General features: G+C 45.7%; 24 protein-coding genes and 1 tRNA gene. 4 read left to right on the top strand and 21 right to left on the bottom strand.

Translation table 11 applies throughout. The annotated features are described in order from the left end of the window. Positions 1-84: 84 nt before the first annotated feature. The 6 genes from IEN92_RS07310 to IEN92_RS07285 all read right to left on the bottom strand — a co-directional run bounded on the left by IEN92_RS07310 (position 85) and on the right by IEN92_RS07285 (position 6,845). A tRNA-Val gene (locus IEN92_RS07310) sits at positions 85-161 on the bottom strand. Between the two features lie 76 nt (positions 162-237). Then, entirely contained in the window at positions 238-1,491 is a 1,254-nt protein-coding gene (locus tag IEN92_RS07305; RefSeq protein ID WP_216161991.1) for an MFS transporter, read from the bottom strand. Between the two features lie 31 nt (positions 1,492-1,522). Beyond that, entirely contained in the window at positions 1,523-3,529 is a 2,007-nt protein-coding gene (locus tag IEN92_RS07300; RefSeq protein WP_216161988.1) for a bifunctional (p)ppGpp synthetase/guanosine-3',5'-bis(diphosphate) 3'-pyrophosphohydrolase, read from the bottom strand. Between the two features lie 16 nt (positions 3,530-3,545). Then, positions 3,546-5,375 (bottom strand): alpha/beta fold hydrolase, encoded by a 1,830-nt coding sequence (locus IEN92_RS07295; RefSeq protein WP_370623889.1) that lies wholly within the window; start codon positions 5,373-5,375, stop codon positions 3,546-3,548. A gap of 71 nt (positions 5,376-5,446) precedes the next feature. Then, positions 5,447-6,097, bottom strand: a complete 651-nt coding sequence (locus tag IEN92_RS07290; protein WP_068321494.1) for a CoA transferase subunit B — start codon at positions 6,095-6,097, stop codon at positions 5,447-5,449. A gap of 46 nt (positions 6,098-6,143) precedes the next feature. Next, positions 6,144-6,845: a CoA transferase subunit A gene (locus IEN92_RS07285; RefSeq protein ID WP_215376379.1), complete on the bottom strand. Its 702-nt coding sequence runs from the start codon at positions 6,843-6,845 to the stop codon at positions 6,144-6,146. Between the two features lie 156 nt (positions 6,846-7,001). On the opposite strand from IEN92_RS07285, the gene IEN92_RS07280 reads away from it, so the two are divergent. From IEN92_RS07280 to IEN92_RS07265, 4 genes are read left to right on the top strand one after another with little or no spacing between them, the layout of a single operon-like run. Further along, positions 7,002-8,672, top strand: a complete 1,671-nt coding sequence (locus IEN92_RS07280; RefSeq protein ID WP_216161983.1) for an electron transfer flavoprotein-ubiquinone oxidoreductase — start codon at positions 7,002-7,004, stop codon at positions 8,670-8,672. A gap of 2 nt (positions 8,673-8,674) precedes the next feature. Next, a complete protein-coding gene (gene gloA / locus IEN92_RS07275) occupies positions 8,675-9,064 on the top strand; it encodes a lactoylglutathione lyase (RefSeq protein ID WP_215376374.1) in 390 nt (129 codons plus the stop codon). Then, a complete protein-coding gene (locus tag IEN92_RS07270) occupies positions 9,061-10,236 on the top strand; it encodes a GNAT family N-acetyltransferase (protein ID WP_216161979.1) in 1,176 nt (391 codons plus the stop codon). Before gloA ends, IEN92_RS07270 begins: the two co-directional genes overlap by 4 nt. Further along, positions 10,233-10,499 (top strand): DUF1289 domain-containing protein, encoded by a 267-nt coding sequence (locus IEN92_RS07265; protein WP_215376368.1) that lies wholly within the window; start codon positions 10,233-10,235, stop codon positions 10,497-10,499. The genes IEN92_RS07270 and IEN92_RS07265 overlap by 4 nt, the downstream gene beginning before the upstream one ends. 26 nt (positions 10,500-10,525) lie before the next feature. Here IEN92_RS07265 and IEN92_RS07260 read toward each other — a convergent pair whose 3' ends face one another. The 15 genes from IEN92_RS07260 to soxY form a co-directional block, all read right to left on the bottom strand. Next, positions 10,526-12,133, bottom strand: a complete 1,608-nt coding sequence (locus IEN92_RS07260; RefSeq protein ID WP_216161976.1) for an ABC-F family ATPase — start codon at positions 12,131-12,133, stop codon at positions 10,526-10,528. Positions 12,134-12,231: 98 nt separating this feature from the next. Then, positions 12,232-12,942: a queuosine precursor transporter gene (locus tag IEN92_RS07255; RefSeq protein WP_216161974.1), complete on the bottom strand. Its 711-nt coding sequence runs from the start codon at positions 12,940-12,942 to the stop codon at positions 12,232-12,234. 8 nt (positions 12,943-12,950) lie between these two features. Beyond that, positions 12,951-14,024, bottom strand: a complete 1,074-nt coding sequence (gene mnmH, locus IEN92_RS07250; protein WP_216161970.1) for a tRNA 2-selenouridine(34) synthase MnmH — start codon at positions 14,022-14,024, stop codon at positions 12,951-12,953. 28 nt (positions 14,025-14,052) lie between these two features. Continuing rightward, on the bottom strand, positions 14,053-14,397 hold the full coding sequence (locus IEN92_RS07245; protein ID WP_216161967.1) for a TIGR01244 family sulfur transferase: 345 nt from the start codon (positions 14,395-14,397) through the stop codon (positions 14,053-14,055). A 48-nt stretch (positions 14,398-14,445) separates the two neighbouring features. Next, a complete protein-coding gene (locus IEN92_RS07240) occupies positions 14,446-14,892 on the bottom strand; it encodes a DUF6691 family protein (protein ID WP_215376355.1) in 447 nt (148 codons plus the stop codon). Position 14,893: 1 nt separating this feature from the next. Then, a complete protein-coding gene (locus IEN92_RS07235; protein ID WP_215376352.1) occupies positions 14,894-15,415 on the bottom strand; it encodes a YeeE/YedE family protein in 522 nt (173 codons plus the stop codon). After that, positions 15,357-16,478, bottom strand: a complete 1,122-nt coding sequence (locus IEN92_RS07230; RefSeq protein WP_215376349.1) for a YeeE/YedE family protein — start codon at positions 16,476-16,478, stop codon at positions 15,357-15,359. Before IEN92_RS07230 ends, IEN92_RS07235 begins: the two co-directional genes overlap by 59 nt. 20 nt (positions 16,479-16,498) lie before the next feature. Continuing rightward, positions 16,499-16,816, bottom strand: a complete 318-nt coding sequence (locus IEN92_RS07225; protein ID WP_215326928.1) for a hypothetical protein — start codon at positions 16,814-16,816, stop codon at positions 16,499-16,501. Positions 16,817-16,875: 59 nt separating this feature from the next. Beyond that, positions 16,876-17,832, bottom strand: coding sequence for an MBL fold metallo-hydrolase (locus tag IEN92_RS07220; protein WP_215346934.1), 957 nt, complete (start codon positions 17,830-17,832; stop codon positions 16,876-16,878). A 12-nt stretch (positions 17,833-17,844) separates the two neighbouring features. Then, positions 17,845-18,282, bottom strand: coding sequence for a DsrE family protein (locus IEN92_RS07215; protein WP_215326917.1), 438 nt, complete (start codon positions 18,280-18,282; stop codon positions 17,845-17,847). 22 nt (positions 18,283-18,304) lie between these two features. After that, entirely contained in the window at positions 18,305-20,035 is a 1,731-nt protein-coding gene (gene soxB / locus IEN92_RS07210; protein ID WP_216161964.1) for a thiosulfohydrolase SoxB, read from the bottom strand. Positions 20,036-20,080: 45 nt separating this feature from the next. After that, positions 20,081-20,719, bottom strand: a complete 639-nt coding sequence (gene soxX / locus IEN92_RS07205; protein ID WP_215326897.1) for a sulfur oxidation c-type cytochrome SoxX — start codon at positions 20,717-20,719, stop codon at positions 20,081-20,083. A gap of 19 nt (positions 20,720-20,738) precedes the next feature. Continuing rightward, positions 20,739-21,551 carry a sulfur oxidation c-type cytochrome SoxA gene (gene soxA, locus IEN92_RS07200; protein WP_216161961.1) on the bottom strand — a complete coding sequence of 271 codons (813 nt, stop codon included), beginning with the start codon at positions 21,549-21,551 and terminating at the stop codon, positions 20,739-20,741. Positions 21,552-21,595: 44 nt separating this feature from the next. Beyond that, positions 21,596-21,904 (bottom strand): thiosulfate oxidation carrier complex protein SoxZ, encoded by a 309-nt coding sequence (gene soxZ, locus IEN92_RS07195; RefSeq protein ID WP_112205036.1) that lies wholly within the window; start codon positions 21,902-21,904, stop codon positions 21,596-21,598. A gap of 54 nt (positions 21,905-21,958) precedes the next feature. Beyond that, positions 21,959-22,411: a thiosulfate oxidation carrier protein SoxY gene (gene soxY, locus IEN92_RS07190; protein WP_112205038.1), complete on the bottom strand. Its 453-nt coding sequence runs from the start codon at positions 22,409-22,411 to the stop codon at positions 21,959-21,961. Between the last annotated feature and the right edge of the window lie 76 nt (positions 22,412-22,487).

The raw sequence follows: 22,487 nt of genomic DNA, 5'->3' as shown, positions 1-22,487 counted from the left end.
CACTCTTACTTCACACATCTAAAAATAAAGCGCGGCAGCTTTTGGGCATCCGCGCCTTGGGTTTCCCCATTGGGTCTTATTCGTTGGTAGGCTCGATTGGACTCGAACCAACGACCCCCACCATGTCAAGGTGGTGCTCTAACCAGCTGAGCTACGAGCCTAAAAGGAGGATTTTACCCTATTGACCCACATCCAGGTGCATCGCCAATATCAATCCAGGCGGATTATTGACAACCGTTAAAACTGTTTCTTTGCAAGATACAGGCCAATACCGAAATTCAGCAGTCCTAAAGCCGCAACATAAAAGGCTGGCGCCATACTGGAAAAAGGAATGAGCAAGCTGACGAAGATGGGTGTTAGGCCACCCAAGATGGCATAGGTAATATTGTAAGAGAAGGATAGCCCTGAAAAGCGCACTTCCGGTGGAAAAGACAAAACACCTACCGTCGGAGCCAAAGCAATCACACCCACAAAAAAACCATTGAGGCCATACAGCAACAATAAATGCTCGTGAGAGATATTGACTTGCTGGTATAGCAACAGCGCACTGAAAATAAGGCCAAGTGATCCGAATGACATCACCCTACCAACACCAAACTTTCCAGCGAGCGCTCCAAACACCAAGCAACCGATTGATAGGCAGACAGTCGCAACGCCATTAGCCTCCAACGCTAGCTTTGGAGAAACCTTAAATACCGTTTGCAATAAAGTGGGTGTCATCAAAATCATAGTGACAATCGATGCGGCCAAAACCCAACTAACTAATGCGGTCAGAACAACCGCTGGTCTTTGTTCAAGTAAGACCCGCTTTAGTGGCATCTCATTACGCACAATGTCTTTTTGCATTGCTTGAAAGACCGGGGTCTCGTGCAGCCATTGCCTCAGCATGACAGCAACGATCCCGAAAATGCCTCCCGCTAAAAAAGGAATACGCCAAGCAAAGCCTAATATTTCTGGTGAGCTATAGATAGTGTTGATTACCAAAGCTACCATGGCACCCAAGAAAATGCCGCCTGTTAAACCTGCAGTCAAGGCAGCGCAAGCAAAGCTAATGTATTTACGTGGCACATGCTCAGAAACAAATACCCATGCACCAGGCACCTCTCCGCCAATCGCTGCACCTTGCAACATTCTGAAAAAGAGCAAAAGCAAAGGAGCGTAGATCCCAATGTCTACATAAGTTGGCATCAAGCCAATGAATAAAGTGGGGACGGCCATCAGGAAGATGCTCAGAGTAAACATCTTTTTTCTACCCCGCGTATCACCAAAATGCGCCATGATGATTCCGCCCACAGGTCTCACCAAATAACCGGCAGCAAAAATACAAAATGTCTGCAACTGACTTAACCACTCAGGCATCGATGGTGGAAAAAATAAGGCGCCAATAGTCCGAGCAAAGTAAATAAAGATGATGAAATCGTAAAACTCGAGAACACCCCCTAAAGCAGAGAGGCTGAGTACTTTGAATTGTGAGCGGGAAAGTGATTGCATGCGAAGCCAGTAAAGTATTTCGTTTACTGTATCACCGACGGCGAACTTGGGTTACCCCTTTAACCTCTTCCAAGCTATTTTGAACTACACGCAGGACTTCAGAATCCTTGACCTCAACAGTCAATAGAATTTGAGCCAGCCCCTTTTTGGCAGACTTACGCAGATCAATCACATGCACGCCCTGCCTAGTCAAAATCTCAAACAACTCCCTCATGAGATCCGGGCGATCTAGACCAGTGACAACTAAATCTGCAGGAAACACCTTTTTTTGATCCTGTTCCGCATTTGCAGCGCTGGAGGTCCATGCGGTTTGAATAACACGCTCGGGTGCTCGCTCCAATAAACCTCTAAATGTTTTACAGGAGCGTCGATGAATCGATACCCCTCTACCCTGAGTCACAAATCCAGCAATCGCATCTGGTGGGACTGGCCTGCAGCAGCGGGCCAATTGCGTCAACAAGGAATCTACGCCTACCACGAGCACATCACCACTTTGACCTGTCTTACGTGTACTTGTGCGCAGCACAATATCGGGTGCGGGTGTTTTGGTTTCAGTGACAGCTTCAGATTTGATATCGGTTGATTTAGTGCCACCCTCTTCATCGTCGAGCGCATTAAACCAAGCACGTACTCGGGAACGCGCTCTTTGGGAGCGGAGATAGTGTTTGTCAGGGCTAATCCAGTCGCGCGATGGTCCACCATGCTTAACGGCAATGATTTCAATGGTTTGACCATTTTGCAATGCAGTCTCTAAGGGCACCATCGCACCATCGACCCGTGCACCCCTGCAACGATGACCTAAGCTGGTATGTACCGCATACGCAAAATCAAGCGGCGTTGAACCTTTTTCTAATGAAATAACTTTGCCCAAAGGGGTAAGTACATAAATATGGTCATCAATCTCATGATGCTTGAGTTGCTCCCAAGCATCTTCTTTCCAAGAGATTAACTGTCTTGCCCAAGCGATCTGTCGCTCGTAGGCAACCTCAGCACTATGCGTACCTTCTTGATGAGTGGCGCCTGGTTTATTGCTCTTTGGCGGGCTAGCCATACCTGCATAAGCGCCCTCTTTATAGCGCCAATGCGCTGCTAAACCATATTCAGCCTGTTGATGCATCTCTTGCGTACGCACCTGGACTTCAAACGCAGTGCCATCGTCATTCATGACCACCGTGTGCAGTGATTGATAGCCGTTGGGTTTTGGTCGTGCGATGTAGTCATCAAACTCTCGTGGCACAGGTTGCCAAACGTTATGCACAATGCCCAATACTGCATAGCAAGACTTCACATCTGAAACCAATACTCTGAATGCCCTTACATCGTAAAGATCTGCAAAGTCGAGTGACTTGCCCTGCATCTTTTTCCAGATGCTATAGATATGCTTAGGCCTTCCCAAAACCTCGCCATCAATATGAGCTGCATGCAACTCTTCTTGTAGTTGTAAGACAATTCGATCGATAAATGCTTGGCGCTCAATTCTTTTGGCATCTAACATTTTTGCAATGTCACGGTAGACCTCAGGCGACATTACCCGAAAGGCCAAGTCTTCCATCTCCCACTTCATTTGCCAAATACCTAAGCGATTCGCTAGGGAGGCATCAATATTCAGAATCTCTTGCGCCCAACTTGCAGGCATGGTGATTTTTTCTTGAATTACCCAGCGAAGGGTTTGTAAACGTGAGGCAAGATAAATGAGAACTACCCGCAGATCATCGCCAAAGGCCAACAACATCTTACGGAGCATTTCTTCTTGACCGGTAAGATTGGTGGCTCCGTCTTCGCGGAGCAACTTTGCCTGTGCTTGACGTAGACCACGATAGCCGATCAAGAGTTTTGCGGATTCTTCACCAATTAATTTCGTAAGCGCTTCTTTGCCATGTGTACGCCCAATATTGTGCGCAGCTCTTAATGTGGCCTCGTCTAAATTGAGGCTTTGCAGGATTTGGGAAACCCCAGCTGCGTGAACTTCTGCTGGCTCGCCATACCAGGCATCGTTGAATAGAGCAGTTTTTTCTGATGAACTAGGAGTGTTTGCCATTGGCAACTGTGAACAGTTAACTGAAGAATTCTTTGGCTATTGCAATTTGTTCTTTTTTCACAAATGCAGGAGCATGGCCCACATTCGGAATTTCGATACTACGGGCATGCGGATTGACTTGACACATCTTGGCTACCGTCTGCGCAGATAACAAGTCAGATTGAGCGCCGCGCACAATCAGCATCGGAATATGAATTTGTTCAAAGGCGTGCCACATGGCTACCTCTCCAGCTTTTGCCATCATTGGATTCACCGCAGCAAATGGCACAGCAATATCAGCGTCGTAATGCATGATCCACTTACCATTGCGCTCTAGTAGCATTGGCCCGTTATAGATTTCCCACTCCTGAGGGGTGTGCTCACCGAAGGTAGCGCAAATTGCATTTAAACGCTCAAGTGCTTCCGCCCGATTGGTAAATTCAAATGGCTGTCCAACGTAAGAACCCAAGCGCGTGATAGCTTCAGCTTCAATTTTAGGGCCGACATCGTTAATTAACATTCTGCATATTGGAGAATTTGGCATCGCGGCATAGACCATGCCAATCAAACCGCCCATTGAAGTGCCCAGCCAATCAACTTGAGTTACGCCAAGTGTCTTAATGAGTTGCATGATATCTGCAACATATTGTGGAACTGCATAGAGCATAGGATTGCTTAAACGATCCGAGTCTCCCCTACCAACGATATCGGGACACACAACGTAATAGTCATCACACATAGCTTCAGCCAGAGTTTTAAAGTCACTCCCGCGCCTTGTTAGGCCATGGACACACATCAATACTCGTGGATTTTTAGGGTCTCCCCAAGCGTGATAAGCCATCCGATGACTGGCATCGCCACTCACGCACTGGACATAAAAGGTATCACCATGATGTTTGATAGCGCTTGTTGGTGCATGCTCTTTCATGCAATGATCATGACTATGTTCCTCTTCACCAATCTGCTCAGGCTGAAGGGTGACATGATCAATGCCATGATCATTCAACAACATCGTATTGATACGGGACATAATTTGCGGCCACTCCTGCATATTGGCAATTTCAATATGGCCAATCAATGCCGGAAAGCCAGGGGTCATTTCCCAGACATGCAAATCATGCACAGCCAAAACCCCAGGCACTCCCTTGAGGTCTTTACCAACCCGGGAGTAGTCAATATGCAAAGGCACACCTTCCATTAAGAAGTGATAGGACTCACCCAAAATCGAAAAGGTTGATTTCAGAATTAACAAGGAAACTAATATGGATATCAATGCGTCCGCAGGCATCCAGCCTGTGAATTGAATGACGAGACCAGCCAATAAGGCGCCTACAGAACCTAGCAAGTCGCCCATCACATGCACTAAAGCTGCACGAGTATTGACGCTCTTCTTGTCGTGGGATAACACCCAAGCAACCACAATATTCATGAGTAGGCCAATGGCAGCAACCACTGACACTGTTAAACCATCGACTTGATGCGGAGTAAAAAAGCGACTAATCGCTTCAGACACTATCCACGCTACTAAGCCCAACATGCAGATGCCGTTCACAAATGCGGCGAGCGCTTCTGCCCTGCCAAATCCGAATGAGTGTTTGGGCGATGGGGGTCGACGCGAAATAATTTGGGCCAACAGAGCTAAACCTAAAGCAGCAGCATCGGTGACCATATGACCCGCATCTGAAATCAGAGCTAATGAACCTGCAAAGTATGCTGCGGCAGCTTCAACACCTGAAAAGCCTAAAGTGAGTATTAAGGCAATTAAAAGGAGATTCTGGTTGGACGCTTGCTTACTATGACTATGTTGAGCATCCCCTTTTTTATGGGCATGCAGCGAAGGATCGGCAACAGAGCTAGTCTGATGCACTGATTTATGTGAATGTGAATGATGGAATCCCGACATGGCGATTCCATTATTTCATTAAATAGTGACTGCTGTTAGAAACCTGTTGTATCAACAGGGGCACCCGTTTTGGCAATCACTTCTTCTTTAGTGACTCCTGGAGCTAATTCAGTGAGCTTAAGCCCCTTAGGGGTGATATCTAGAACACAGAGGTCAGTAATGATCTGGCTAATGACACCTACGCCGGTTAAAGGCAATGTACATTTAGGCAAAATCTTAAGCTCTTCTGTGCCATCTTTCTTTTTGGCAACGTGTTCCATCAGAACGACGACGTGCTTTACGCCGGCCACCAAGTCCATTGCGCCACCCATACCTTTGACCATCTTGCCTGGAATCATCCAGTTGGCCAAGTCACCGTGCTCACTCACTTGCATCGCACCCAAAATCGCAATATTGATTTTGCCGCCACGAATCATGCCGAAGGAATCAGCAGAAGAAAAAATGGATGAGCCTGGCAAAGTCGTAATCGTTTGTTTGCCAGCATTAATCAAGTCAGCATCAATGGTCTCTTCTGTTGGAAATGGGCCGATACCCAATAAGCCATTTTCGGATTGCAGCCATACCTCCATATCTTTAGGCACATGGTTTGCTACCAAGGTTGGCATTCCAATACCCAAGTTCACGTAGTAACCATCTTTTAGTTCTTTAGCAGCACGGGCTGCCATTTCATCTCTAGTCCAAGGCATATCAATCTTCCTAAATATTCTGTTCTATTACTTCTTTAATGGGTAGTTACGCTTTTGCCGTCATCGTGCGCTGCTCAATACGCTTCTCTGGAGTCTTATGCAGTACCAGGCGATGGACATAAATACCGGGAGTGTGAATTTCATCGGGGTGAAGTTTGCCGTTCTCCACAATCTCTTCTACCTCAGCCACAGTGATCTTGCCTGCCATTGCTACGACTGGATTGAAGTTGCGTGCGGTGTAGCGATAAACCAAGTTACCAGACTTATCGGCTTTCCAAGCTTTCACTAAAGAGATGTCAGAAATAATCGCGCGCTCCATGATGTATTTCTCGCCATCAAATTCTTTCACTTCTTTACCCTCGGCAACCAAGGTGCCAACACCGGTCTTGGTATAGAACGCAGGAATGCCGCAACCACCGGCACGCAATTTTTCTGCCAAGGTTCCTTGTGGTGTGAATTCCAACTCCAACTCACCTGCTAAGTATTGGCGCTCAAATTCTTTATTCTCACCAACATAAGATGCCACCATCTTTTTAACTTGACGCGAATTAAGTAAGAGACCTAATCCAAAACCATCAACCCCTGCGTTGTTTGCAATTGCAGTTAAATTCTGCACACCCAAATCTTTGACCGCCTGAATGAGTGATTCAGGAATTCCGCACAGGCCAAAACCGCCAACTGCGATTTTTTGCCCGTCTTTCAAGATATCCCGCAAGGCATCTACTGCCGATGGGTAGGTTTTGTTCATCTTTTCCGTCCTAATATTGCTGATATGGGTAAAAAAGCAATCATAACGCTTTAGGGGTGTAAGCCCAGCCAGTCATGGCACAAATTGGGGTTTTCGCAGTTCGAACTAAACTAACATGGCTAAAAACCCTATTTTTGAGAATTTCGGAGAATTTGAATGGATGCTGCACAGCTGCTAGAGCAATTTGGACCCAGGGAGTCCATGGACTATGACTTAGTCATTGTTGGCGGCGGCCCTGCAGGCTTATCAGCGGCAATCAAAGCCAAACAATTGGCTAATGACTCCGGAAAAGACATTAGTGTTTGTGTTCTCGAAAAGGGCTCTGAAATTGGTGCACACATTCTGTCTGGCGCGGTAATGGACCCTAAAGCACTGACAGAACTCTTTCCCGATTGGAAAGCCATGGGAGCACCTCTGCATACAGAGGTGACTGCTGATCAATTTCTCTTCTTGACTGAAAACAATGCTTATCAAGTTCCCAATTGGATGTTGCCGCATTGCTTTAAGAATGAAGGCAACTATATTGTTAGCTTAGCAAATGTCACTCGCTGGTTAGGTCAACAGGCTGAGAATCTTGGGGTTGAAATTTTTCCAGGCTTTCCTGCAGCAGAAATTCTCTACAATGAGCAAGGCGCAGTTTGCGGTGTGATCACTGGCTCGATGGGCTTAGATAAGGAAGGTAATCCCACCGATCAATTTCAGCTGGGTATGGAATTGCGTGCTAAGTACACCCTCTTTGCTGAAGGGGCACGGGGTCACCTCGGCAAGCAACTTATTGCGAAGTTTGCATTAGACAAAGATGCCGATCCCCAAAGCTATGGCCTGGGTATAAAAGAACTGTGGGAGGTTGAACCTTCCAAGAGCAAGCCCGGCTTAGTCGTGCATACCGCTGGCTGGCCATTAGAAAACGATACCTACGGTGGCTCATTCCTGTATCACCTAGGAGATAACAAAGTAGCTGTTGGTTTGGTGGTGGGTCTTTCCTATAAGAACCCTTATCTCTCCCCATTTGAAGAGTTCCAACGTTATAAATTACACCCAAAGATTCGGGAAACTTTTGAAGGTGGCAAACGACTAGCTTACGGTGCTCGGGCGCTGACGGCTGGCGGTTTAAATAGCCTACCGAAAACAGTATTTCCTGGTGGTGCATTAATCGGTTGTGATGCAGGCTTCCTCAATGCATCACGCATTAAAGGCAGTCATGCCGCAATCAAGACTGGCATGCTGGCTGCAGAGGCTGCGGTCGCAGCGCTCAGCGAGAATCGCTCTGCTGATGTGCTGTCTGCCTACCCTGCTGCATTCCAAAATAGCTGGTTACACACCGAACTCAATCAAGCACGTAACTTCAAGTCCTGGATGTCAAAAGGACTTTACTTAGGCACTCTGATGGTTGGCCTAGAGCAAAAACTCTTGGGCGGCAATGTACCTTGGACAGTGCACCTCAAACATGCTGATCATGAATGCCTCGAGCCTGCCGTTCAACATCAGCCCATTGATTATCCAAAGCCTGATGGCAAGATTACCTTTGATCGCCTGTCTTCAGTATTTATCTCCAACACCAATCATGCCGAAAACCAGCCTATTCATTTGACTCTTAAAAATGATGCAGTGCCAGTAGACATTAACCTGGAGACCTATGCTGGTCCCGAGCAACGCTATTGCCCTGCCGGTGTTTACGAATACGTCGAAACCGATGGTAAAGCCCGCTTGCAAATCAATGCGCAAAACTGCGTGCATTGCAAAACCTGTGATATCAAAGATCCTACTCAAAATATTATTTGGATTACCCCCGAAGGTGGTGGTGGCCCGAACTACGCGGAGATGTAATCATGATGATTCTTCATACTATGCTTAGAGTTGGCGATCTCAATCGCTCTCTGGATTTTTATACCAAAGTACTCGGCATGAACTTACTGCGCACTACTGACCGCCCTGAACAGAAATACTCGCTCGCCTTCGTTGGCTATGGCAAAGGCAATGCCGATGGCCAATCAGAGATTGAATTGACCTATAACTATGGTGTTTCTTCCTATGAGCTAGGCACAGCCTATGGCCACATCGCTATCGGTGTGCCCGATGCGTACGCGGCGTGCGACAAAATTAAAGCAGCTGGCGGCAATGTCACTCGAGCCGCTGGTCCTGTAGCCGGTGGCGACACCATCATTGCCTTTGTTACTGATCCCGATGGCTACAAAATTGAATTGATTCAGCATTCATGACATCTGACTCAGGTCAATATCAATTAGAAATCCTCGATCAACTATCTAGTCTATCTGCTTCAGAGTGGAATGCGCTGACTGGACAAGATACGGGCCCTTTCACGAAATATGAATTTTTAAGTACTCTTGAAGAAACGGGATGCGTTGGTGGCAATACAGGTTGGCAAACAGCCCACTTAGTACTTCGTCATCATGGTCGCTTGGTTGCTGCCATGCCGCTATACCTTAAGCAGCACTCCTACGGAGAATTTGTTTTTGATTGGTCATGGGCGCAAGCATATGAGCAATATGGCATGCAGTACTTCCCTAAAGCCCTATGTGCAATTCCATTTACACCTGTCCCAGGCACCCGCATATTAACGGCCGCAGGTGAAGATAACGAAGTCTTGCACCAGAAAATCATTGAAGGTCTAAAAGCCTTAGTTATCCATAATGAGCTCTCGTCCGCTCATGTGCTATTCGCAACAGAAGCTGAGCTCCAGGCCCTTCAGCAACAGGGCTTTATGTTGCGTGATTCAGTGCAGTTTCATTGGCACAACCAAGAGTTCAAAAATTTTGAGGAATTTTTGGCCGCTCTCACCATGAAGCGTCGTAAAAATATCCGACGTGAGCGCGAGCTGGTGGCTAAAGAAGGCATTTCTTTTAGACATATACCCGGCAGATCATCTACTGACCAGGACTGGGAATTCTTTTACAGCTGCTATGAAAATACTTACCTAGATCATCAATCCTCGCCCTATTTAAATGAGGCCTTTTTTAAACTGTGGGCTGAGCGCATGCCTGAGAATCTCCATCTGATTTTGGCCCAAAGAGAAGGACGCCCCATTGCAGCATCTCTATTAGTCGTTGATAAAGAGGCTTCCAAGGCTTTTGGAAGATATTGGGGCGCAGTAGAACATGTGCAGAATCTTCATTTTGAAACGGCTTACTACCAAGCCATTGAGTACTGCATTACTGAGGGCATTCAAATCTTTGAAGGCGGCGCCCAAGGTGAACATAAAATGGCGCGGGGATTTTTACCAACCACCATTCAATCCGCACACTACATTGCAGATCCGAAATTTGCGCAAGCTGTAAAACATTTTTTACAACGCGAGCAGCAAGGCATTGGCGCCTATGTAGACGAGCTCAACGAGCACAATCCGCTGAAATCCACTAAAGTAGAAGCATGACCTCCGAAAACGGCAAACTCAATCAAGCCCAAGATGGCTCGCACTCCTTATCGACAGGAGATGCAGAATCCGATTCTCCTTGCATAGGTGTCTGTACTACCCTCTATGACGAGATCTGCCAAGGGTGTGGACGTAGCCTTGGTGAAGTGAGCAACTGGGTGTTTTTCTCAGACGAAGAAAAAGCCTTAGTGTGGAAACGCATTCGTGAAGATGGGACTGCAATGCGCTTTCAGAGACAAGCTAAAGAGAATAAGTCTGCATAGACCCACCCTCTTAGCCTTTTGACAACTTAACCTTCTAGCGCTTGGCTGCGTAGATATTCTTCGTAAGTACCAGAATAATCCACCACAGTGCCGTCCATCTTCACTTCCAAGATGCGATTGGCTAAAGCAGAAACAAATTCGCGGTCATGAGAAACAAATATGAGCGTGCCATCGAATTTCTCAAGCGCAATTTGTAAGCTCTCGATTGATTCCATGTCCATGTGATTGGTTGGCTCATCCATTGCCAGCACGTTGTATTTTTGGAGCATAAGCTTGCCCCAAATCATTCTGCCCTTCTCTCCACCGGAGAGTACTTTGACAGACTTACCAATGTCGTCACCTGAGAATAGTAAGCGGCCCAGGGTGCCACGAATCACTTGATCATCGTCCCCAGTATTGCGCCAATTATTCATCCAATCCATCAGTAGCTCGTCCTTGGCGAACATCTCGGTATTGTCCTGAGGCATCACACCAACATTAGCATTTTCAGCCCATTTGACGTCACCGCTATCCGCAGCGATACCATCAAAGCGTTTACTCAAGATGGTTTTGAGAAGCGTTGTCTTACCAGCGCCGTTCTGACCAATGATGGCAATCTTTTCACCCGCACGAACACCAAGCTTAAAGCTCTTAAAGATGGTGCGGTCATAAGCCTTAGTCAGCGCATTGCACTCAACCGCCATGTTATGGAGTTTTTTCTCGGTATCAAAGCGAATGAACGGGTTTTGACGTGAGGATGGCTTTACTTCCACTACTTCAATTTTTTCTAACTGACGTTGACGTGAAGTTGCTTGACGCGCTTTAGAAGCATTTGCAGAGAATCGAGCCACGAAAGCAGCCAATTCAGCAATTTTTTCTTTGGCTTTGACGTTATTGCTTAACTGTTGTGTACGCGCCTGAACCGATGCCAGCATGTAGGAGTCATAGTTTCCTGGGTAGACCTTCAATGTGCCGTAGTCCATATCAGCCATATGCGTACAGACTTCATTGAGGAAGTGACGATCATGAGAAATGATGACAATGGTGCTCTTGATTTGATTCAGAATATCTTCAAGCCAATGAATGGAGTGAATGTCCAAGTTGTTAGTTGGCTCATCGAGGAGGAGCACATCTGGATCAGAAAACAATGCTTGGGCTAGCAATACACGCAACTTCCAACCAGGGGCAACGTTACTCATCAGGCCTGTGTGTTGCTCAATTGGAATACCAATACCGAGCAATAACTCCCCTGCCTTGGCTTCCGCTGTATAGCCGCCGTACTCGGCATACTTGCCCTCGAGCTCGGCTGCCTTCATATAATCTTCATCAGTCGCATCTGGATTGGCATAAATTGCATCGCGCTCAGCTGCAGCCTTCCACATCTCTTCATGACCCATCATCACGACATCGAGCACACGCACATCTTCATAGGCAAACTGGTCTTGACGTAATTTACCTAAACGAATGCCGGGATCCAAACTGACGTTACCGCTGGTGGGCTCTAGCTCTCCACCCAAAATTTTCATGAAAGTGGATTTACCGCAACCGTTGGCACCAATCAGGCCATAACGATTACCGCCGCCAAACTTCACGGAAATGTTTTCAAACAAAGGCTTTGCGCCAAACTGCATGGTGATATTAGATGCGGACAACACGGATGTTTTCTAGCTTTCTGAAATTCAATTCAATAGATACCCCCAGCATTGAGGGCAAAGACCGTTATTTTAACGGGTTAGGAAGACAGAAGGCGAATTTAGACTTTGACCCTAAATGGGGTGAAATTCGTATGAATATCGTAGTAATCCTCATTTTCCTTGCGCTTGAGAAAATGCACCACCCAATAGGTTAGCGGGGTTGCTAGAACTTCCCAGGAGGTTTTCAGCACATATTGGGCCAAAGCCACCTGCAGGATCTCATGCGTCGGCCAAATGCCATAAAAGGCCAACATATAGAACAAAGAAGAGTCTACTAGCTCGCCTATCGCGGTTGAGCCAATGGTACGTAACCATAGGAAACGGCCCCGGGTACGGATTTTCATTTTGGCAAGTACATAGCTATTACTAAGGCTGCCACACCAAAAGGAAAACATCGAAGCTAATGCAATGCGCCAGGAGTTACCAAAAACCGTTTCCAATCCCTGCTGATAGTTCGCCATATAAGCACCTGGGGCGACTGGTAAGGCAATCACAATCTGCGCCATCACCGCGGCAAATGCAAGAGCAGCAAAACCTGCCCATACTGCACGGCGGTCATAAGCGTAGCCATAAACCTCAGTTAGGATGTCGCCAAAAAAGTAGGAGATTGGGAAGAACAATATGCCGCCGCCAAAAGGAATGGCGCCAAAATATGGAAGCTCAACAATTGCCGCTTTACCGGCTCCAATAAAGTTGGAGCACAGTAAGACCACCACAAACGCAGCCAGAATTAAATCGTAATAACGATGGTGTCGTTTTGGCGAATCCATGCTGAGAGCTAAGCGTTCGCCTGCAAAATGAGTGCCTTGGCAGCTTGTAAAAATGCCTCATCACTATCGTTTTCAAGTTGCACAAAGTTATCAATCTTGTATTGCGGAAAATTCCGCACAATCGAGGATTGATAGGAAGGGTCATAGTGCATAACTAATAACTCCTCAACAAGCTCCGGAAAATTACCCGCATCAATTGCCTCATTCCATTTAGCAATTTGCACTTTTCCATAATGCGCTGTTAATAAAGCCAACTTATTCTTAAAATTATCTGTATCGATTAAGAAGTGATGGTATTCGCGGATCAACCAAGAGACACGAGTTTGCGTACTCGAACGCAACTCAATACAAGCACCATTGCGAATCTTTTCCATCAGCGCATCAGGGATATGTAATCCACCGACCTTCTTGCTTTCTGATTCCACAAAAACTGGTTTTGATGCATCTAGCTTGCGCAGCGCATTCCATAAAGCAGTTTCGAAGGCTTTTTGTGAGGGCTGCTCAATATTGGGTTCGTTACCTAACACTGAGCCTCGATGGACTGCCAATACCTCTAGATCCAAAATCTGTGCACCGAGTGCACCAATTTCTTGTAGCACTTTGGTTTTACCGCTGCCGGTCATACCGCAGATGACCTGAAACGTGAAGGCATTTGCGGCCTGCTCTAGACCATCAATCACTGTCCGTCTAAAGCCTTGATAACCACCCTCCAATTGCAGCGCTTTCCAGCCAATGCGATTAAGGATATGCGTAAACGCCCCGCTACGTTCGCCACCACGCCAGCAATAAATCAGCGGGCGCCACTCGCGTGGAAATTCCAACAAATGGGTTTCCAAGTGTTGAGAGATATTTCGAGAAACGAATGCGGCACCCAGTTTTTTAGCTGCAAATGGAGAAACTTGCTTATACAGAGTGCCGATCTCAATCCGTTCTTCATTACTCAGCACAGGATAATTTACAGATCCAGGAATATGGTCTAAGGCAAACTCTGCTGGTGACCTTACATCTATCACGATGTCGAAGCGATCTAATTCAGATAGAAAATGTTCTAACTTTAAGATGTGTGGATTGCTGGGCTGCATGCCTTTTACTGGTTGGTTAACTAAAAAGTTAACCTACTTGCAAAGCAAGGTGATACAAATTGGTAGAGCGTGCTCCTGATCGACAGAATGCCAATACGGGACCAGGCATGGTTTTCAGAAGACGCGCCATTTCAACTACTTGATCTGGAGTAAATGCACCAGAAACGACTGGCAAGTATGCGTAGTGCAAACCGAGCTTTTCAGCTTCAGCCTGGATATCTGCATTTTTAGGCTGGTCGGGTCCACCCTCACCATCGGGACGATTATTAATCACACTCTTATAGCCTTGTTGAACAATCTCAGCCAAATGACTTGGGTCAATCTGACCAAGAGTTCCAAATTGATCGTTATGACAAGAAATGGGAAGACTCATTGCATCCTCTTTTTAAAAGATTTTTGAAAAAATTCATACGACACTAAATTACGCTTGCCCTGGCTTTTGCTTGTGTGCAGTAAAGAATCTTTCGCAGATTCTCATGCCAGCCAACATTGCAATAATAAATACAAAGGCCTTTAAGTATCCAGCCCCAAAAGCAACAAGAGCGGGGCCGGGACAAATACCTGCAATGCCCCAGCCAATACCAAAAATAAAGCTGCCAACAATTAAAGGTTTTGAGATATCACGTCTAGTGGGAATATGTAATGCACCACCAAAAAAGGCTTCGCTTCTCTTGCTAACGATGTAAAAACCTGCCAAACCTACCAATATCGCACCAAGCATGACAAATATCAAAGAAGGGTCCCACAATCCAGCAATATCCAAAAAGCCCAATACCTTTTGTGGATTACTCATTCCGGAGATGATCAATCCCCAACCAAACAGTACGCCAATCGCATACTGACTGAAGAGACCAAGATTTTTTTTCATATTAGCCTCCGATGAAATGACGTAAAACAAATACTGTTAAAAAGCCTGCACTCATAAAAGAGAGTGTGGCGACCAATGAACGGGGTGATAAGCGAGATAAGCCACAGATACCGTGACCACTGGTACAGCCTGAGCCGTATTGAGCACCAAAACCAACTAACAATCCTGCCAATAAGATCGCATACCAATCTGAATCAATCTGAATGATCGGCCTGATATCAAATATGAGGGCTGCCCACAATGGAGCTGATAGTAAGCCGAGTACTAGGCTTAAGCGCCAGACAATATCCCCTGCCTTGGGATGCAGCAAGCCCGATACGATCCCGCTAATCCCCAGAATTCGACCATGAAGAAGCACGTAGAGAGCTGCAGCTACTCCAAGAATCATTCCACCAAGTAAAGATGGAATAGGCGAGAAGGTTAACCAATCGATTTGCATGCTATGTGTTCCGATCTCTAAATAATTAGTTACAAGGGTTTGGTGCCAAGCGCATTTGCAAGTAACGAACGCCCAGGTAGCCACCGAAAATGAATCCTGGCAAGGCCAAGAGAGAACCCAAGGCCAAAGTAGATATGCCACTCAATCCTTGGCCAACAGTGCATCCTAAGGCAGTAACTCCGCCAAACCCCATCAAGGCAGCACCAATCAAATGATTGGCGGTATCTTCTGGATTGCGAAAGGATTCCCAACGAAATGATTTCGTCAGCACTGCCACCACTGCAGAACCCAAAATCATCCCTACAACTGCAACAATGCCGATAGTCAAAACCTTAGAGGTATCGCTATACAACATCAACCAATCTAAAGAATATGCATAAGGAGCCACAAAGGAAAGACTTTCCATGCGGCCAGAATTCGTCAATAAAAAGACTTCCTCAAGCGTATTGGGATCTTCCGCAACATGACCAAGATTGCCTGAAACCCACCAAACAGCCGTGATGGCAATGCCGACCGCGATCCCAGCAAAAAGATTCTCACCAGTTCTAAAAGCCTTATTAACCAGGGCAAAAGCAATAAACGCAAAGCCAATAATCAGGCCAAGTACTAGGTGCAAGCGAGCCCGCTCGATTCCAAGCGAATCGCTCAGCAGACTGGGTAAATCTTGAGGGGTAGCGAATGTAATAAATACTGCATCTAAGGTGTTGATGCGTATAACGCCCAAAAAACCTCGCAAAGTCATATAAGCAGTTAAGCCGAGAACCATAAACACAATGACTGACTTAAGATTGCCTCCACCAATACGAACCAGCGTTTTACTACCGCAACCCGAGGCTAAGACCATACCGAGCCCAAATAAAACACTACCAACAATAGTTGAAAGCCATAAAAACTTATTGCCCGTGTAGATTGTTTTTAGTGGATCAATCAGACCCAAGTATGAGAGAAAGGTAAAGCCAAGGATCGCAACGCCGATCGCTAAGAACCACTGCCTCAGGCGTTTCCAGCTGGCAATAATGAAAACATCAGTAATGGCGCCCATACTGCAAAAACCTGTTTTTTGCATCACCATGCCCAACGCAAAAGTAATGGCAAAAGTTGCCCAAAGAACAGACTTGCCTAAAGAGGAAATATCAACAACATCCATGGTGATTAGATTCAGAAAAATTAAGGTTTAAATTTATAAAACTGTTTATTCAGGTAGGCAGTTACATCAGCCTCGTCCTCCGGAAAAAGATCCAGGCGCAATTCAGTATTGCAACGCTCTACCATCGACTTTAGTTTTGGAAGAGAGTTCACCTTGCCATCAGATCGCGTGTAAATCATGTCGCCATTACCAAAGCCTGTTTTCTTTGCATGGCAGGCGTAGCACTTCTGCTGATCAATTGCTTTCCCATTTTCTAGGTTTGCACTCGCAAAACTAGAGCTAGCAATAGAGATCAAGGCCAATACAAAAGACCTACGAATAAATGCGGTGAATGTCATTACAAATCAGTGATTTATGGCTAAAACCACCATTTTAGAGCTAAGTGACTAATTTCGCCCTATTCGGCCTGAATGGATAGATAAACGTTATACGCATTCATGCGGTTGGCCGATCTAAATAAAGGCATACCTTCGTATTCAGACCAATCCACCTGTTGATAAGCCTCTTCAAAGGGATCCATATTAATTGCTGCTGCTGACATAGATTCTCTTAAGTATTTAAGGTAAGCGCGAGTAAAGCCGATATCCTCAACTGGCTTGACAGAGTACGCTCCATGACCTGGAATGACGACATTGGGGTTGAGCTTTTCAATTTCATCCAAAGCCAGTAACCAGCCTTTGCTATCAGCGTTACCCACAAAAGGAATTCGCCCACGAAATACTAAATCTCCAGCAAAAAGCACTTTTTCTGAGGGCACATACACTATGAGATCTTCTGGAGCGTGGGCAGGACCAACCCTAGTGATCAAAAATTCTACTCCGCCAATATTCAATCTCTTTTTTTCATCAATCCAGACATCAGCTGATATCAGCCTTGTATTTGCATTAACCCAAGGAGCAAAATCAATGCGAGAAGCGATAAGACGTTGTTTTGCTGTTTCAGAAGACAGGTAATTTCTGCCCTCACCCTGAGCATAAATGCTTGCACCAATTTTCTTAAACTCCTGTAATCCATAAACATGATCAGCGTGATAGTGACTCACAATCACTGCCACAACTTTTTGATTGGTGATCTTCTTAATTTCGGCTAAGAGCTTCTGGGCAAGTATTGGTGATCCCAAAGCATCCATCACCACTACACCCTCTGGCGTGATCACAAAACCAGCGTTAGAAATAAAGTTCTGATTTGCACTGCTTCCCATTTCGGGGCGCCCCTGGACAAAATAGGTATGAGGAGCAACTTGTATTGGCTTGAGCTGGACATTATCTGGCGCTCCAGCGGACTGCGCAAAAGCGGCCCCCAAAAAGATAAGGGACCCAAGAATCCCCGTCCAAGCGCGGATGAAACAAATCATGACAAAAACTGCTTATGGCTTAATGTAGGCAAAGCCATCCTTATATTGAAGATCCGCAACCCGCACCACTCCAGATGGCGTGAAATCGGCATCAAGAACAAATTGATCCTTTTTGAAATTACGATTCTTTAAGGTAATCTCGCACACCTCAAATTTCACACCGCGGGATTTCAATGCTGAAACTAGAGGCGCGTATTCAATATTGTTCTTCTTATCCTTAGCACCTTCCATCAAAAGATCTACACCATTCGCATGAGTAACAACAATGATGATCGTGTTTGGGGCAGTATCTAGATGATTGCGAATATTTCGCAAACCCTTTAAGCCTTGAGTTTCGGCATCATCGATGTGGTACACAACTTTAGTGGGGCCAGTCTGTTGCGCGAATACTGCTGAACCAAACCCAATTGCAAGTAAGGCAGCTAAAAATAGATTGACGATTTTCTTCATCAAATTTCCTTCGAATCAATCATTAGATTGGGGCCATACCAGGGTTACCAGAAACACCCTTAATCACTGGCTCATTGAGTTTTACAGCCTTCACCACCTTCACATCCCTGAGGTGTCGTTCAATGACATCCCAAATTGGCTCGCCACCTGCATTTTTAGCCTCCTCACTCACCGGAGCCCATCCTGCCACCTTATAGGTCTTGCTAGCTTCGATAGCTTTCCCATTCAGACGCATATCAGAGATGCGGTTTCCAGCACTTTGGACGGGATCGATGGTGTATTGCATGCCGCCAACACGCACCATATCGCCGCCCTGTTGGTAATAAGGGTCTGGGTTAAATAAATTATCAGCCACATCCTCTAGGATCGTCTTAATCATTTCACCACTCATATTCGTTACTGTGGTGTAGGGATAAGTAATGGCAGTTTGGTCGAGAAGATTTTCGCGAGTAATCGCTTGGCCAGGTAGCAGGCTTGTTCCCCAGCGGAACCCTGGTGAAAATGCAATCTCCGCATTTTTCTGAGACATCAAACCATCTAAGATTAATTGATCAAAGCTGCCATTGAAATTACCGCGACGGTAGAGCAGACCATCGGTAGTTGCTAATTTTTCATTTAGCTTGGCTTCATAGGGTGCCCTTACCTTAGCAATCAACTTTGACATCGCAGGGTCAGCAGGAATCATATTGGAGAAGATGGGCAATAGCTTGTAACGAAAATCTACTGGCTTTCCACCTTTGACATCAAAATCTAATACGCCTAAGAACTTACCATTTGAGCCAGCATTGGTTACCAAAGTCATACCGCCACGATTCTTTACCTGTACTGGAATGGGCACTCCGTCATGCGTATGACCGCCTAAAATAGCATGCAATCCACTCACGCGTGACGCCATCTTTAAATCAACATCCATTCCATTATGAGAAAGGAGAACAACTATCTTTGCACCCTTAGCTTTTACTTCGTCAATAGTTTTTTGTAGATTTTCTTCCTGAATACCAAAAGTCCAATCAGGGGTGAAATAGCGTGGATTGGCTATTGGCGTGTATGGAAATGCTTGTCCAATAATGGCAACTTGCACTCCATTCATATTTTTCATGACATAGGGATTAAAGACCATATCCCCAAAGTCAGATGTCTTAATGTTCTGAGCAATGAAAGAAACTTTTCCCTTGAAGTCGCCATTCACGATTTCCATCACGCGCTTCTCACCAAGCGTCATTTCCCAGTGAGGGGTCATCACATCAACACCTAAGGCCAGTGCTGCGTCTACCATATCCTGACCATTGGTCCAGAGTGCGGTTCCTGATCCTTGCCATGTATCACCACCATCTAGCAACTGCGCACCTGGACGCCCTGCCTTTAATTGCTTAATTAGAGTTGCCATATGCTCAAAACCGCCCATCTTGCCGTAATTTTGTGCAGCGGCAACATAGTCTAAATAAGTAAATGCATGTGCATCACGCGTACCAGCCGGTATACCGTTTGCTTTTAAAAAGTACTCTCCCACTAAATGGGGCGTCTTACCTTCTTGAGCGCCGATACCGAGATTTACATTCGGCTCACGGAAATAGATTGGCAATAATTGTGCATGGCAATCCGTGAAATGCAGGAGATGGACATTGCCAAATTTTGGCAGATCATAAAACTTTTGAGCAGAAACTTGCGCACCAGCAAAATTGGATTGCAAACTCAATCCGCCTGCTGAAGCAATCGCTAAAGCCTGCAGAAAATCACGACGACTTAAAGACATAAGATTCCCTTTGTGAAAACAGGCCTGTCGGCCTGTTGTTCATATTTATTGATTTACCGGTGAAGCTGGATCCAGCAGCAACGCCATCAAATCTTGAATTTGCTGTTCATTTAAGAGCTTAAAGTGTGCAAATCGAGGCATATTGCTACAAGCGTTATAAGCCTTGGAGTTATTAATACGGTTCCAGGTATACACAATTAATTCCTGTGAATTACCACGTAACTTTCCATAATTCCACAGGGTTGGTCCAATCGTTCCATAAGAGATCTCTTTCTTATCGATTTGATGACAGTTATAACAACCACCTCCGATTGGAGTATCGGCCTTATCTGTCCACGTAGCACCGCGACCACTTTGAGCAATCGCTTCACCCTTCTTCCAGTCGCCGATGTATTTTCCATCAGAAGGCTGTTTGATACTATCCATGTTGATCTTCTGAATCTTTTCACGCATTGCTTGACCTTTTACGCTACCTGCAAAGACAGGGTCAGAACAAAACTTTTGCGTCTCGTCCTGTTGAATGCGATCTAATCCAGCTATACCCTCCGCTCTAAAACCATCCTTCATCATCTTATTGAATTTAGGATCGTTGGCTTGTTGAGCAAATACAGAGCTCTGAGTTGCAACTGAAACCAAGGCAAAAACGCCGATAACTAGGAGGGATTTGATATTCATTATTTTCATTTTCTCTATCTCTCGTCCGTTAGCGCTTCAAACCAGGTGTCTCAACAGTGCCACCATTGGCATTCTTAGCCATATACATGGATAGCGCTATGGTGAGATCAGATGCGTAAATAGGAAATGGGAAGCGTTGTTGGCGATAACAATCATTTAAACGTTGTTGCATCGTCCAAAATTGACCGCTGGAAACACGATAGGCCGGCCAGTAACCCCAACCTAATGCAGCACCCTTCTGAGTTGTTAGATTAGGTAGATCCTGCAAACGAATCCGCTTGCCATCTTCGCCATGACACGAAGCACAAGAAAAATCCATTGGGCCACCTTGGAAATAGAATGCACGCTTACCAAGTTCGTACATTTCTTTTTCTTTAGGGTGATTGGTGCTAACTTTAATTTTGTCACCCTTAGATAAGGTCACCACGTAAGCAACAATAGCCTCCATATCTTTCTTTGGCCCTTTTTGAAAGGGAGCGTCCACCATTTCCTGAGGGTTGCGTCCTTGGAGCTTCTGCATACAGGTCATGAGGCGAGACTCAAGATCTTGGACCTTATTTGTATCTTTAAAGTAGCGTGGCAACTGTGCCGCTGCACCCTTAACAACCCCTGGCCCAAGACCTAGGTCACACTTCTCCAGTGTGGCATTCTTTGGGCCAGCAGGTGTTTTCCATAAATCTTCACCTGCCGCCTCATAAAGCTCGGATGGATTTCCATCAGCAATCATTTCGCGATATTTTGCGATTTCATCCGTTGCCGTTTGCGCAAAGACCAAAGATGAAAGCGACATGCTGGCTGCCAGTATTCCTAAGGTCAAGCCCAAGGTGAATTTACGCTGCATTTGTAACCCTTTCAGAACAATGAAGGCACTTAAAGATGTATTGCTTATGAAGCAGTTGCCTCATCAGTACGCTTATCACCCTTGTTGTCCACCCAATTCACAACAATCTTGTCGCCCTTAGCGCCCTTGTACTTAAAGTTCAAAAATGGGTCTTTGGAAACAGCTGGACCAAATTGGCCATTCAATACATCTTTACCATTTGCTTTCACATTAATGGTAGTGATATGCCATGCAGGGATGACTTTTCCGGCCGCATCTTTGCGCTGACCTGACTCCATGTCATGTTTCATTAAAATTTTTACATCCACAATTCCACCGTTCTCGGCTGCTCTAACGCGCATTGGATCAGACATATGTTCCTCTTGTAATTAGTAATTAGTTAAATGTTTCGCTGGGCTCTTACGTGCTTAACCGCCACAACCGCCGAGAGTTACCTTTACTTCTTTGACGGCCATACTCCACTTGCCATCTGCCTTTACCAATGCATAGACGTTAGAGGTTTGACCCATCTTGATACGGGTCGTCACAAAGGACTCAGTTCCGGCAGGGATAAAAAATTGAGCAGCCAAGGCACTCGGGTTCTTTTCAACCAAGATTGCCATTTGATCAGCTTTGAGCGTAGTTGTAATGCCAACCGGAACAACTGCACCGTTTTCTGCAATATCAGGAGCGTTCAAGGTAATGGCTGCTGATTTGTCGGGACTGCCAGCGCCTAAAATTTTGAAAACATCATCTAAGCCCTTGCCTTCAAAAGCGGCTTTATTCCACTCTTGTGCTTGCGCCAAACTAATAAGGCCTGCAGAAGCCATCAAGCCAAATACGGCTGAATACTTCAATACACTGCGTCGCTGCTGATTCATAAAAACTCCTTTATTAAGCTCTCTACGTGAATATATTACTTTCTAGTCAATCATTCTAGTTGTTGCTAGGGTATGT

It is taken from the genome of Polynucleobacter sp. MWH-Creno-3A4, from assembly GCF_018881885.1.
Classification (GTDB): Bacteria; Pseudomonadota; Gammaproteobacteria; order Burkholderiales; family Burkholderiaceae; genus Polynucleobacter.
Note: the sequence above shows the minus strand (reverse complement) of the source record. Positions and strands in the feature narration are given on the sequence as shown.